This is a genomic window from Chryseobacterium sp. 22543 (assembly GCF_052044565.1).
In the GTDB taxonomy this organism is placed as follows: domain Bacteria; phylum Bacteroidota; class Bacteroidia; order Flavobacteriales; family Weeksellaceae; genus Chryseobacterium.
Genome location: NZ_JBQENH010000001.1, coordinates 1,080,864 through 1,093,760, shown reverse-complemented (window position 1 = coordinate 1,093,760; position 12,897 = coordinate 1,080,864). Strand labels below are relative to the sequence as shown.

13 protein-coding genes are annotated in these 12,897 nt (G+C 36.6%); 2 read left to right on the top strand and 11 right to left on the bottom strand.

What is annotated here, in order from left to right; all coding sequences use genetic code 11:
- Positions 1–67 precede the first annotated feature (67 nt).
- The 4 genes from ACTJIP_RS04900 to folK form a co-directional block, all read right to left on the bottom strand.
- Positions 68–1,507: an OmpA family protein gene (locus ACTJIP_RS04900; RefSeq protein ID WP_440704172.1), complete on the bottom strand. Its 1,440-nt coding sequence runs from the start codon at positions 1,505–1,507 to the stop codon at positions 68–70.
- A 210-nt stretch (positions 1,508–1,717) separates the two neighbouring features.
- Positions 1,718–3,244, bottom strand: coding sequence for an OmpA family protein (locus ACTJIP_RS04895; RefSeq protein WP_077419070.1), 1,527 nt, complete (start codon positions 3,242–3,244; stop codon positions 1,718–1,720).
- 50 nt (positions 3,245–3,294) lie between these two features.
- Positions 3,295–4,410: a flagellar motor protein MotB gene (locus tag ACTJIP_RS04890; RefSeq protein WP_077419071.1), complete on the bottom strand. Its 1,116-nt coding sequence runs from the start codon at positions 4,408–4,410 to the stop codon at positions 3,295–3,297.
- 17 nt (positions 4,411–4,427) lie between these two features.
- On the bottom strand, positions 4,428–4,844 hold the full coding sequence (gene folK / locus ACTJIP_RS04885) for a 2-amino-4-hydroxy-6-hydroxymethyldihydropteridine diphosphokinase (RefSeq protein WP_077419072.1): 417 nt from the start codon (positions 4,842–4,844) through the stop codon (positions 4,428–4,430).
- Positions 4,845–4,864: 20 nt separating this feature from the next.
- On the opposite strand from folK, the gene sppA reads away from it, so the two are divergent.
- On the top strand, positions 4,865–6,622 hold the full coding sequence (sppA, locus tag ACTJIP_RS04880) for a signal peptide peptidase SppA (RefSeq protein WP_047386490.1): 1,758 nt from the start codon (positions 4,865–4,867) through the stop codon (positions 6,620–6,622).
- Positions 6,623–6,698: 76 nt separating this feature from the next.
- On the opposite strand, the gene ACTJIP_RS04875 is transcribed toward sppA, so the two are convergent.
- The 6 genes from ACTJIP_RS04875 to rpmB form a co-directional block, all read right to left on the bottom strand.
- Positions 6,699–6,959 carry a GlsB/YeaQ/YmgE family stress response membrane protein gene (locus tag ACTJIP_RS04875; RefSeq protein WP_077419074.1) on the bottom strand — a complete coding sequence of 87 codons (261 nt, stop codon included), beginning with the start codon at positions 6,957–6,959 and terminating at the stop codon, positions 6,699–6,701.
- A 71-nt stretch (positions 6,960–7,030) separates the two neighbouring features.
- A complete protein-coding gene (gene ftsY / locus ACTJIP_RS04870; protein WP_047386493.1) occupies positions 7,031–7,984 on the bottom strand; it encodes a signal recognition particle-docking protein FtsY in 954 nt (317 codons plus the stop codon).
- A 15-nt stretch (positions 7,985–7,999) separates the two neighbouring features.
- Positions 8,000–8,467 (bottom strand): RidA family protein, encoded by a 468-nt coding sequence (locus ACTJIP_RS04865; protein WP_077419075.1) that lies wholly within the window; start codon positions 8,465–8,467, stop codon positions 8,000–8,002.
- Positions 8,468–8,556: 89 nt separating this feature from the next.
- Entirely contained in the window at positions 8,557–8,709 is a 153-nt protein-coding gene (locus ACTJIP_RS04860) for a DUF4295 domain-containing protein (RefSeq protein ID WP_073175385.1), read from the bottom strand.
- Between the two features lie 20 nt (positions 8,710–8,729).
- Positions 8,730–8,912 carry a 50S ribosomal protein L33 gene (gene rpmG, locus ACTJIP_RS04855; protein ID WP_027373683.1) on the bottom strand — a complete coding sequence of 61 codons (183 nt, stop codon included), beginning with the start codon at positions 8,910–8,912 and terminating at the stop codon, positions 8,730–8,732.
- Positions 8,913–8,918: 6 nt separating this feature from the next.
- Positions 8,919–9,161, bottom strand: coding sequence for a 50S ribosomal protein L28 (gene rpmB / locus ACTJIP_RS04850; protein ID WP_002976757.1), 243 nt, complete (start codon positions 9,159–9,161; stop codon positions 8,919–8,921).
- A 243-nt stretch (positions 9,162–9,404) separates the two neighbouring features.
- Here rpmB and ACTJIP_RS04845 point away from each other — a divergent pair, with 243 nt between their 5' ends.
- The gene (locus tag ACTJIP_RS04845; RefSeq protein ID WP_232538999.1) at positions 9,405–11,114 is read left to right on the top strand and encodes a T9SS type A sorting domain-containing protein; all 1,710 of its coding nucleotides are present in this window, start codon (positions 9,405–9,407) and stop codon (positions 11,112–11,114) included.
- A 98-nt stretch (positions 11,115–11,212) separates the two neighbouring features.
- On the opposite strand, the gene lnt is transcribed toward ACTJIP_RS04845, so the two are convergent.
- Complete coding sequence (gene lnt, locus ACTJIP_RS04840; protein WP_077419076.1) at positions 11,213–12,847, bottom strand: apolipoprotein N-acyltransferase; 1,635 nt, start codon at positions 12,845–12,847, stop codon at positions 11,213–11,215.
- Positions 12,848–12,897: the final 50 nt, after the last annotated feature.

Below are 12,897 nucleotides of genomic sequence, written 5' to 3'. Positions count from 1 at the left end.
ATAAGGAAAGTATTATGACAAAAAAAGTCACGCCTGGCGTGACTTTCATATAATATAAATAAGTTTATTATTTAGCTTCGAAGTATACTCTTCTGTTGGCTCTGTTTTTCCATTCAGGGCACTTTGTTGCTGGTTCACACTCAGGGTATTTAAGGTCTTTTTCACCTTTTCCTACTGCCTGTAATTTACCAGTTTGAACACCGTTTTTGATCAGATAGTTCTTAACGTTGTTTGCTCTTCTTTCAGATAGTTTTTGGTTGTAAGCATCAGTACCTCTTGTATCAGTAGCTCCGATTACACTATAAGAACCATTTGAAGAATTAATATAGTTTACAGCATTATTTAAGATTGGAGTGTTTGAAGGTAAAATTCTGTCAGAATTTAAATCAAATTCGATTCCTTCCAATTTAGTTTCTGTTTCTACTACAGGTCCTGTTGTTGCTACAGGACATCCGTTGTTTTCAACAGGTCCAGGAACCGTTACACACTTGTCGTAAAGGTCAATTACACCATCAAGGTCAGTATCAAGCGCAACTCCGGCACCGTCCACTCTTGCTCCTGCAGGAGTGTCAAGCTGTCTGTCCCAATCGTCACATACCCCATCGTTATCAGCATCTCCTTTTTTACATACTTCGATATCCTGGTTTTTATTAGCCAATACATCCAGTTTGTAATAGATTTCCTGAAGTGGGTCATGCCACATTAGGTGAGACTCATGTTTTCCTAATTTGAAAGTAAGACCTAAAGTTGCATTGAAGAAGTTGTCAGAAACCTGCTCAGAACGCTTGTTGATAGCACTGTAAGCATCACCGCCACCATCAAATTCGTCATCACCGGTTACCACATACATTAATCTACCTTCAATATCAATTCTTCTGTTCACTTTAAATTTCAGACCTGTACCAGCCTGCATGAACATAGAACCTAATTGGAAAGGTTTTACTTCTGTCATCAATGCCTGCTTTCCGTTACCTGCTTTCTGGTATGCTCTATAGGCAATAGTACCAATACCTGCATATCCATGAAGAGCCCATCTGTAAGGAGAATGATTATCAACTCTTCTTAATAAATTAGAAAAGTTAATGTCTCCTAAGATAGAGATCGCATCATACTGAGTTCTTGCTCCTACTGCTGTTGCATCTGGTGCTGCATTTTTAGTGTTGAACCATCCTTGTCTGGTTTCACCTTTGTCATACTGTAAATTGATTCCGAAAGCATGTGTAATTGCTTTGTCAATACTTAGATAGGCTGAATATCCAAAAAGGTTCTTACCGTTACCATTTTTGATTGAAGTCAAATCTGCTGACTGAAGAAGTGGAACTCCAACCCCTGCAGAGATAGACCAATCGTTAAATCTTTTAGATTGACTGGTGAATGGGGAAACATTAGCAGATCCCGAAGAAAATGTATTAGGATATTCTCCTTTTGAAACTGCCGTTGAGTCTTGTGCATAAGTGGCAGAAGGAATTGCCAAAGCAAATGCTACAATTGCTAAACTTAATTTCATAGTGTTATTTTTTTAAGTTAAGTTATTTTAAATGATTTTTTACGCCAAAAAGCGGTTTTATGTTATTTTTTTTCAAATCAAACTAGTTGATTTTTAATGTGTTTCATACCGTTGTCCTGAAAATAATGATAAAGGTATGTAAAATAATTCGTAGTAAAAAAAAAATAAACCGAAAAGAGTAATTCTTTTCGGTTTTGTGTATTATGAAAATTATTTCTTCTTTTTCTTAGCAGGTACTTTTTTTACTGCTTTTTTTACAGGCGCATCTTCATAGTCTTTCTTTTTGATAGAATCCCATTCTGATGTTTCTACAAATCTTACCGTAACTTTTCTATCCGCCATTCTTTCAGCATCAGAAGCTGATGCAGGGATAGTAGCTTCTGCAGAGCCTACTCCTCTTGATTTCAGTACATTTTCATTGATACCTCTGGTTTCCAGAGCTCCTACAACAGCAGCTGCTCTTTCTTTAGACAGTCTTAAGTTGTAAGCTGCATTTCCTTTGATATCAGTATGTCCTGTCAATAGATAGTTACCTCCGTTTTCCTTAATAATTGAAGCAGCCAGGTCTAGTTTTTCATTAGATTCAGGTCTGATAGTCGCTTTATTAAAATTGAAATAAATATCTTTAAGGGTTTTCTCTACTTCTACAGCAGTCTCCTTGTTGTCTTTTTTGATAGGACATCCATTGTTTTCAACAGGTCCAGGAACCGTTACACATTTGTCGTAAAGATCAATTACGCCATCCAGGTCAACATCAAGAGCAACTCCGGCACCATCTACTCTTGCTCCTGCAGGAGTGTCAAGCTGTCTGTCCCAATCGTCACATACCCCATCGTTATCAGCATCTCCTTTTTTACATACTTCGATATCCTGGTTTTTATTAGCCAATACATCCAGTTTGTAATAGATTTCCTGAAGTGGGTCATGCCACATTAGGTGAGACTCATGTTTTCCTAATTTGAAAGTAAGACCTAAAGTTGCATTGAAGAAGTTGTCAGAAACCTGCTCAGAACGCTTGTTGATAGCACTGTAAGCATCACCGCCACCATCAAATTCGTCATCACCGGTTACTACATACATTAATCTACCTTCAATATCAATTCTTCTGTTAACTTTAAACTTCAGACCTGTACCAGCCTGCATGAACATAGAACCTAACTGGAAAGGTTTAATTTCAGTCATCAATGTCTGTTTGTTATTCCCGTCTTTCTGGTATGCTCTGTAGGCAATAGTACCAATACCTGCATATCCATGAAGAGCCCATCTGTAAGGAGAATGATTATCAACTCTTCTTAATAAATTAGAAAAGTTAATGTCTCCTAAGATAGAGATCGCATCATACTGAGTTCTTGCTCCTACTGCTGTTGCATCTGGTGCTGCGTTTTTAGTATTGAACCATCCTTGTCTGGTTTCACCTTTGTCATATTGTAGATTGATTCCGAAAGCATGTGTAATTGCTTTATCAATACTTACATAGGCTGAATATCCAAAAAGGTTTTTACCGTTACCATTTTTGATAGAGGTTAAATCTGCTGACTGAAGAAGTGGGACTCCAGCTCCTACTGAAACAGACCAATCGTTAAATCTCTTAGACTGGTTCGTGAATGGAGCAACATTGGCAGATCCCGAAGAAAATGTATTTGGGTATTTTCCACCTGAATCAGCAGTTGAGTCTTGTGCATAAGTGGCAGAAGGAATTGCCAAAGCAAATGCTACAATTGCTAAACTTAATTTCATCGTGTATTATTATTTGATTTCTTTTGAAAAAGAATTTTTAGATTTATTAATTATTTGATAGGACATCCGTTATTTTCAACAGGTCCTGGTACAGTTACACACTTGTCATAAAGGTCAATAACTCCGTCAAGATCCATGTCTAAAGCAACTCCGGCACCATCTACTCTTGCTCCTGCAGGAGTGTCAAGCTGTCTGTCCCAATCATCACATACTCCATCATTATCAGCATCTCCTTTTTCGCAAACAACAAGATCTGTTGATGCATTTTCAAGAACACTTGTTCTGTAGTAAGCTTCCTGAAGTGGGTCATGCCATGCAAGGTGAGATAACTGCTTTCCTAATTTGAAAGATACTCCTAAACTTACTGTCCAGGCATTATCTGATCTTCTAGGGTTTAGCATGTTATATTTTGAACCTGGTGTGGAAGGATCATAGTCATTAGGATCAGCCCATCCGCCACCATCAAATTCATCATCACCACTGATGATATACATGGTTCTTGCTTCAACATCAATAAGTTTTGAAACATTATATTTTATTCCTAGACCTCCCTGATAAAAGATAGAATTGATATCGATATCTTGTTTAATGAATAAAGGGGCTCTTCTTGGAGTATTACTCCATCTGAACTCATCATTATCATGTAATGACGTTCTGAATCCCTGAACTCCAATTCCCATATATCCATGGAATGCCCATCTGTAAGGGGAGTGGTTGTCTACTCTTCTGAATAAGTTCGAGAAGTTGATATCTCCTAATAAAGAGATGTTGTCAAACTGTGTTGTTGCAGTTGCTACTCCTGATTTTACTCCTGCAGCACCGGGAAGCTGTGCTGTCTGTTTCGTTTCTCCTCTCATATACATTACGCTTAGAGCGAATGCATGTGTGATTTGTTTGTCTACGCTTACATAGGCATTGTACCCCCAATTGGTCTTATCCTTACGGATAGATTTTAAATCGGAGTGAACCATAAATGCAGGACCACCTCCGACAGAAATAGACCAGTCTCTAAAGCGTCTGGCTTTATTGTCGAAAGTTTGTACATTAGCGGAGCCTGAGGAGAATGTATTAGGATACTCTGTGGAAGAGTTTACTGTAGTGCTGCTGTTCTGTGCGAAAGCTGCAATTGGCAATGTCGTAGCCAATAATAATAAACCTAATTTCATACAATATGTTTTATGTTTTAAATAAAATCTTTTAATAATACTCTGGAAAAATCCCTTTCAAAAAGATGCTTTTTATGAGGGATTTCTAATCTTTCTGATTGAAAATTTAATTCATTATACTTAATGATATCAATGTCTATTATCCTGTCAGTATAGCCTCCAGATACTTTTGAATCATTAATTCTTCCCATCTCAACTTCTATATTCTTAATACAATCAAGCAGTTGAATTGGTGAAAGAGGTGTGAATATTATTGCTGCAATATTACAAAAAATATTGGAACTGGCAAATTCTACAGGCTCAGACATTAAATATTCGCTGGTTTGTGAAATGTTATTTCCAGCATCTTTTAACCTCTTTAATGCAAGCTCTACATTTTTTTTTTGCTCTCCTAAGTTACTTCCTAGTAACAAAACGACCTTATGCTGCGACATATTAGAAAATTGATTGATTTATGAGAAGTTTCTTTAAAAATGTTTTGGCAAATATAGTGGCAATTGTCATACTTTGCGCTTTATTTTTCATCTTTTTCATCATGATGCTTGTGTTCAGTTCTATGGGAAATGATAAGTCGGTGGCGGTGAAAAAGAACTCGGTTCTTACGATTAATTTAAAAACAAATATAATCGATAGTCCTACTGAAGAGCAGATGGGATTGTTTGGTATAGGCGCCCAAAATAAAAGTGTCCTTTTATATGATGCACTGGAAGCTATTAATAAGGCTAAAACCGATGATAATATTAAAGGGATCAGTATTGAGGCAGATGATCTGAATGCAGGTCTGACTCAGATTGATGATCTTAGAAATGCTATTGAAGATTTTAAGAAGAGCGGAAAATTTGTGTATGCTTACGGAAACGGAGTGTCGCAATCAGCTTACTATTTAGGATCGGTAGCAGATAAATATTATCTTCATCCGGCAGGTGGTATTGAATTGAAAGGTCTTTCTACTGAAGTTACTTTCTTTAAGGATTTTGCTGATAAATACGGTATTGGAATTGAAGTGATTCGTCACGGTAAATTCAAATCTGCGGTAGAACCTTTTTTAAGGAATGATATTTCTCCGGAAAATAAAGAGCAGCTAAGCACTCTTCTGAATGACCTTTGGAAAAATACGTCCAACAAAATGGCAGCTTCAAGAAAAATTGATACCGCTCAGTTCAGAACAATTACAGATAGTTTATATGGAATGATTCCTGAACAAAGTTTAAAATATAAACTTGCAGATAAACTTATTCAGAAATCAGAATATGAAGATCTTCTTAAGACGAAGTTAAGTGTAAAAGATAAGGAAAAGCTTAATAAAATTTCTTTGACAAACTATATCAGTTCTTATGCTGATGAAGATAAATCTGGTGAAAAGATTGCTGTACTGTACGCTTCAGGATCTATTAACAATGGAGATGAGTATAACGATATTCATTCTGAGAAATATGTGAAGTATATTAAAAAACTTCAGGAAGATGATAAAGTGAAAGCAGTTGTTTTCAGAATCAATTCTCCTGGGGGAAGTGCCAATGCTTCGGATGAAATCTTATTTGAATTGCAGCAGCTGAAAAAGAAAAAGCCATTGGTGGTTTCTTTTGGTGATTATGCGGCTTCAGGAGGATATTATGTTGCCATGGCAGCTGATAAAATTTATTCAGAGCCTAATACACTTACCGGTTCTATCGGAGTATTTGGGGTAATGCCTTATTATAAAGATATTGCAAGCAAAAACGGAATCCGTGCGGATATTGTAGCTACCAATGCCAACTCTATGTATTATTCAGGCTTAAACGGAGTTACGCCTTATGGAGTAAATATGATGACGAGAAGTGTAGAAGGTACTTATAAGAGATTTGTACATTTTGTAACTCAGAACAGAAAGAAAACTTTTGAGCAGATTGACAATGTAGGTGGTGGTAGAGTATGGAGTGGAGTTCGTGCCAAAGAGATTGGCTTAGTAGATGAGCTGGGTACTTTGAATGATGCGGTGAAATTTGCTGCACAAAAAGCAGGATTAAAATCTTATCAAATAGATGCTTTCCCTAAGAGAATGTCACCATTTGAACAAATCTTTAAAGATCTGAATGAAGAAGATGTTTCTGCCAGAATCATTAAAAATAAGATTGGTAAATCCAACTATGAGATTCTACAGCAGATTACAGATAAAAAACTACAGTCTGAGGTGAAAATGGAAATGCCTTATCAGATCAGAATCAACAACTAAACTAAATTTTATATTGTATACAAAAATCCCGGATCTGAAATTTTAGATCCGGGATTTTATTTTTTATAAATACTTATCAGCTTTTCTTGGTAGCCATTCCATAAATCCATAGGATAATTAAAGCTCCTCCGATTGAAAGAATCCAGCTTCTTGGATTCCAGAATGAAGAAACATCTCCCCAGTGTAGAACGTAAACTCCTATAGCTCCTCCTACAAAAGCTCCCAGGATCCCCAGGATAATAGTGATTAGCCATCCTCCTCCCTGACTTCCTGGCATGATCATTTTAGCGATTGCACCCGCAATAAGACCGAATAAAATCCATGTTAGTATTCCCATAGTTGCAAATTTTTTTAATTGTTAATATTTAAAATTGATTGTTGCTAATATAAGGGAAAACATGATATAAATCATCTTTTCTTGAAGAATGAGTCTACAAATTCCGTACCATTAAAAAGCTGCAAATCCTGCATTTTTTCGCCTACACCAATATATTTAACCGGAATCTGGAACTGGTCAGAGATACCAATTACAACACCTCCTTTTGCTGTTCCGTCTAGTTTTGTAACTGCTAATGCATTAACTTCCGTTGCTGCTGTAAACTGTTTTGCCTGTTCAAAGGCATTCTGTCCGGTAGAACCGTCCAGAACCAGCAGGATCTCATGAGGTGCATCAGGAATTACTTTCTGCATTACTCTTTTGATCTTGGAAAGTTCGTTCATCAGGTTGATCTTGTTATGAAGTCTTCCTGCTGTATCAATGATCACAACGTCTGCATTTTGTGCTACAGCGCTTTGTACAGTATCAAATGCTACGGAAGCTGGATCAGAACCCATTTCCTGTTTTACGATAGGAACACCCACTCTTTCGCTCCAGATCACAAGCTGATCTACTGCAGCGGCTCTGAAGGTATCAGCAGCTCCAAGAACTACCTTTTTACCCTCTGATTTGAACTGGTGAGCCAATTTTCCTATAGTCGTTGTTTTTCCCACTCCATTCACTCCTACAACCATAATGACGTAAGGTTTTTTGGAGGTATCAATATTTCCTGTACTGGCGTGAGGATTTTCAAGCAGTAGTCCTGAAATCTCATCACGAAGAATTTTGTCAAGTTCGTTTACGCTTACATATTTGTCTCTGGCAACACGTTCTTCAATTCTTCCTATGATTTTGATAGTAGTAGAGGCGCCTACATCGGATGCAATCAGTATTTCTTCAAGATCATCAAGAACTTCATCATCTACTTTGCTTTTGCCGACTACGGCTTTTGTCATTTTTTCAAAGAATCCCTGACTGGATTTTTCCAATCCTTTGTCTAAAGTTTCTTTCTCTTCCTTTTTGAAAATATTTTTAAACCAACTCATAGTTTTAGTTTATTCTTATTTGTTTTTAATCACTGCTGTGGCTTCTACTTCTATAAGCACATCATCTCTGAAAAGCCTGCTCACTTCCACAAGGGTGCTTACAGGAGGGTTTTGAAGATTGACATACAAATCTCTGACTTTTCTGAAATCAGGTGTTTTTTTGATATCTGTGGTAAAGATTCCAAGTTTAATGATATCTTTTCCTGTTCCCCCATATTCTTTCAGGATGCTTTCGATATTTTTGAATACCTGCTGAGTCTGCTCCTCTATAGTATTTCCCACAAGGTTACCTTCCGGATCCAGAGGCACCTGTCCAGATAATAAAATCATTTTAGAACTCCCGCAGTCAATACTTACTGACTGTGACAGGCCTTTTATGCTGAAAACTTTTGGCGAACTTTTATATTCTACAGGGCTCATTGTTTTCTGACTGAATGAAAATAGAAAAATTGCTGTGCAAGCCAGAACAAGTACCTTTTTCATACTTTACTGATTATTAATCTGGTGCACAAAGATAACAAAAAAACTACCCAAAATATGAGTAGTTTTTTATATTGTAAACAAAGTACTGATTATTTTTTCAAATAACCGTCTACTTCGTCAGCATTCATTACTTTTTCTTCGAAAACGTAAGCTCCTGATTTAGAAGACTTAATCATTTTCACCACTTTTGTCATTTTCTTAGACTGACCGCTTTGTAGGGTTGCTACTACTTTCTTTGCCATGGTAAGTTATTATTTATAAATTACTTAATTTCTTTGTGAAGGGTAGATCTCTTAAGAACAGGATTGTATTTTTTCAATTCCAATCTCTCTGTAGTGTTCTTTTTATTTTTTGTAGAAATGTATCTAGACATTCCTGGCATACCGCTTTCTTTGTGCTCTGTACATTCAAGGATTACTTGAACTCTATTTCCTTTTTTTGCCATGATTTATTAATTCTTTTTAATCAATCCGTTTCTAGTAGCTCTTTCAATAGCTTCCTCGATTCCAATCTTGTTAATCACTCTCAATCCATGAGCTGATACTTTCAGTGTTACGTGCTTATCTTGCTCTGGAAGGTAAAACTTCTTCTCTAATAAGTTAATTTCAAAACGACGCTTCGTTTTGTTATTAGCGTGAGAAACGTTGTTACCAACCATTGCACGCTTTCCTGTTATTTGGCAAATTCTTGACATATCTCGATGTTCTTATTTGTATAATATTTGAGAGTGCAAAATAACGAAGAATTTTTTAGATAGACAAATCTTTTAGAAAATATTTGCAAATAAGTGACTGATTAATAATCATGAATTTTTAAAATAGTAGAATCCTTGGGATACAGCAGATAATCAGTGCTGATATATTTCATACAGGCTTTTTTTAGAGCAAAGAATTTAATATTCTATCTTTGTTTTTAATTAATCTAAATAAAAACAACTATGAAGAGGATTTATATTTTATGGTCTATGTTGCCTGTCAGTCTGATGGCTCAGAATTTTACTGAGGTACAGACCAGCATGAATAATTTTTATTATTCTGCGGCAGATATTGCTGATATAGACAACAATGGTACAATGGATATCGTGCTCAATGGAGCAATAGATTCTGATGGTGACGGAAATGTAGACAGTACTTATAATGAAGTATATCAGAACAATGGAACAACATTATTGCCTTATGCAGGATTGGGAGCTGATGTGACTCATCTTGGAGATATTAGATTTATTGATTATAATAATGACGGGCTGATGGATATTATTTCCACAGGACTCAGCTATATGGATGTTGTGAATTATAAACAGTACCGATTCAAAAATACAGGAACAGGTTTTGTAAAAGATGCTGAACTTCCCGGGAAAATTTATGGATCTGTAGAAGTTTTTGATTTTAATCACGATGGAAAATCAGATTATGCGATCAACGGAACTCAATATGCTCATGGCGGAGGTTTTGGAAACAGTTTAGACTATTATAAAAATACAGGTAATGGTTTTGATATGACAGGGAACTGGGTGGATGGAACCCAGAATGGAAGCTTTAAAGTAGTAGATCTGAATAATGATAAACTTCTGGATCTTGTGATTATCGGGTCGGATATCAATGGTGCTCCGGTTTCTAAAGTATATATGAATCAGGCAGGAGTTCTTACTCCTACGCAGGACCTTGCTCCTGTAGCGGTAGGAAAAATAGATTTTGCAGATTTCAATGCGGATGGTTTTCAGGATATTGTAGTGATTGGAAGAGATGGAAATGATGACGGATATTTTGCTGTTCTGATGAATGACGGTGCTGGCGTACTGACTCCTCAGATAATACCTGCAGGTGATATTTCTGATGTTGCATTAAGTGTTGGTGACCTTAATAATGATGGGTATTATGACTTTATCATTTCAGGGAATGAAGACTATAATGCTTTTGTGAAAACGTATATCTATGATGTTTCCAATAATAAGTTTAATGAAGGAATCTTAACGGGTATAACTGCGCTGGGAGGTCCGGGACTGATCAATCTATTTGATTTTAATAATGATCATCATCTGGATATCTTATTGGGAGGATTTGACTGGGCGGCTTCTGATCTGCCTTCACTGACTAAAGTTTTTAAAAATAATTCTACAGCTGAAAATGCGAAACCCACAGCGCCAACTCAATTGAATCTGACTAAAAGCGGAAACCGTTTTAATTTTGCATGGAGTGGGGCATCTGATGACAAAACTCCGGTGAATGCATTACGCTATGAAATTACGGTAGGATCTACACAGGGAGCTCATGATATTGCAAAATACATAGTAACGACACCATCATGGTTTCTGGACCTTGATCCGGCTATTCAGAATGTATACTGGAGTGTGAAATCTATTGATGCCTCAAAAGTATATTCCGATGCTTCTGTACAAAGTGTATTGGGAACATCCGAAATTAAATCTGTTAAACAGCTTGTCATCTATCCGAATCCTGTATCAGATAAAGTCTACATCAAAGGAGAAAAAGTTTCTGAAGCTGAAATGTATTCTATGGATGGAAAAAAACTGAATATCAGTGTGAATGGAGATCAGTCTATTGACGTGTCCCATTTACCTAAAGGAGTGTATCTATTAAAACTGAAGATAAAAAACGAAATAACCACAAGGAAGCTTACGATTAAATAATTGAATCAATTCTATCTTCTATCAATGAGAAAAGCCAGACGTCCAGCTGGCTTTTCTCTTTTTTATTCGTGAAGATTTGTGCAGTTTGTGTTTAAAAACTATGCTTTCTTTGTTTTCTTTTTGAACCATTCAATAAGGTAATAAAACAGTAAGAACCCCAATGCAAATATGGAAAACCTTGAAAGAATATCTCCTGCTCTGGTATAGAATGTCTTGGTGTCATACAGGTTTACTTTCGCAAATAAAGCGGTTTTGTCTCCATAGAAAGTATCAGCAGTCACTTCTCCTTTAGCATTGATATGCGCTGAAATTCCACTGTTTGCAGCGCGGGCAATTTCTCTTCTGGTTTCAATGGCTCTAAGTTTAGCATAAGATAAAAGCTGTTTATGTCCTTCTGTAACACCCCACCAGGAATCATTGGTCATAATAGCTAAGAAATTGGCTCCTTTTTTCACATAGTCTGTTACAAACTCACCGTAAATACTTTCATAGCAGATAATAGGTGCCAGTTTCCCTTTGTTGTACGGATTTGAAAAAGCAACTCTTTCTTTGTCTGTTCCCAAAGAAGCTACAGTTCCTCCCAGGTTGAGCATAGCATTTCCTAAAAGCGGTTTTAAAACATTCATATAAGGAAATATTTCAACACCCGGTACCAGTTTTCCTTTGTGGTAGGCCTGTACTTTCTGATTAGGCACAAGTTGAATCGCAGTATTATAACTGCTCACCCAAACCCCGCTATTAATCTGATAGGCTTCTTTAGGTAAATCGGCAGGATTATAAAAAAAACGATGTGAAGAAATTCCTGTTGCAAAAACAGATCCCGGATGATTGGCTAGAAATCCTTTGATATTATTGAGAAGTAAACTCTTTTCAAATGCTGTTTCAGAAATAGATCCTCTCCCCGGAAGAGCGGTTTCAGGAGCAATATAATAATCAATTTTACCTGTAGAGTTTTTTTCAGCAAGTGCTAATAAATCCTGCTCAATGGTCAGGCTGTCTTTTGAATATTTTTCGGCGTAAGGATCAAGATCTGGCTGCAGCATCAGAACGCTTACCTGTCCGGTTGGTTTTTCAGCAAAATTATTGTATTTGATCACTGAAATAATCATCGGAAGAATAATAAGAGCTCCAACGATAGTTGAATTTTTAATTAAATCTTTTCTCTTTCTTCCGGCTTCCCATGTTCTTACTGTGTAGAAAATCAGAACGTTAATCAGAAGAATCCAGAAACTTCCTCCGGTAGCTCCTAAAGTGTCATACCACTGGATCAGTTTTGGATAATCAGCGAATACATTCCCCAGGTTCAGCCACGGCCATGTCAACTCCCATCCTAGATGAAATTTTTCAAAACTCATCCAGATCGCGATCAGGAATCCTAATCCCCAATACGTTCCCTGAGCATTTTTATACCAGTGATAGCATTGGAATACTAAAGAATATAAAAGAGAATTGACTAATACCGGAAATACAACAGCCATCAGAGAATGGCTTCCATCAGGATTCTTTGAACCATACAGCCATCCTGTAGTTACTATGTTCCAGATCACAAAACACAGATAAGACAATCCGAAGACAATCCAGCTTTTCCTTTTGTAATCTGAAAATTTTGAAACACCATGTTCCATCATCAGAAGAGGAACAAGGGCAAAAAATATAAAAAACGGAACTCCATAAGTTGGCCATGAAACCGACAGCAGCATTGCTGAAATAAGTGTAAGTAGAACGTATTTCATTAAATTATTTTAATACACAAATTTAATGTTTTTGAAATGAATATATTAGC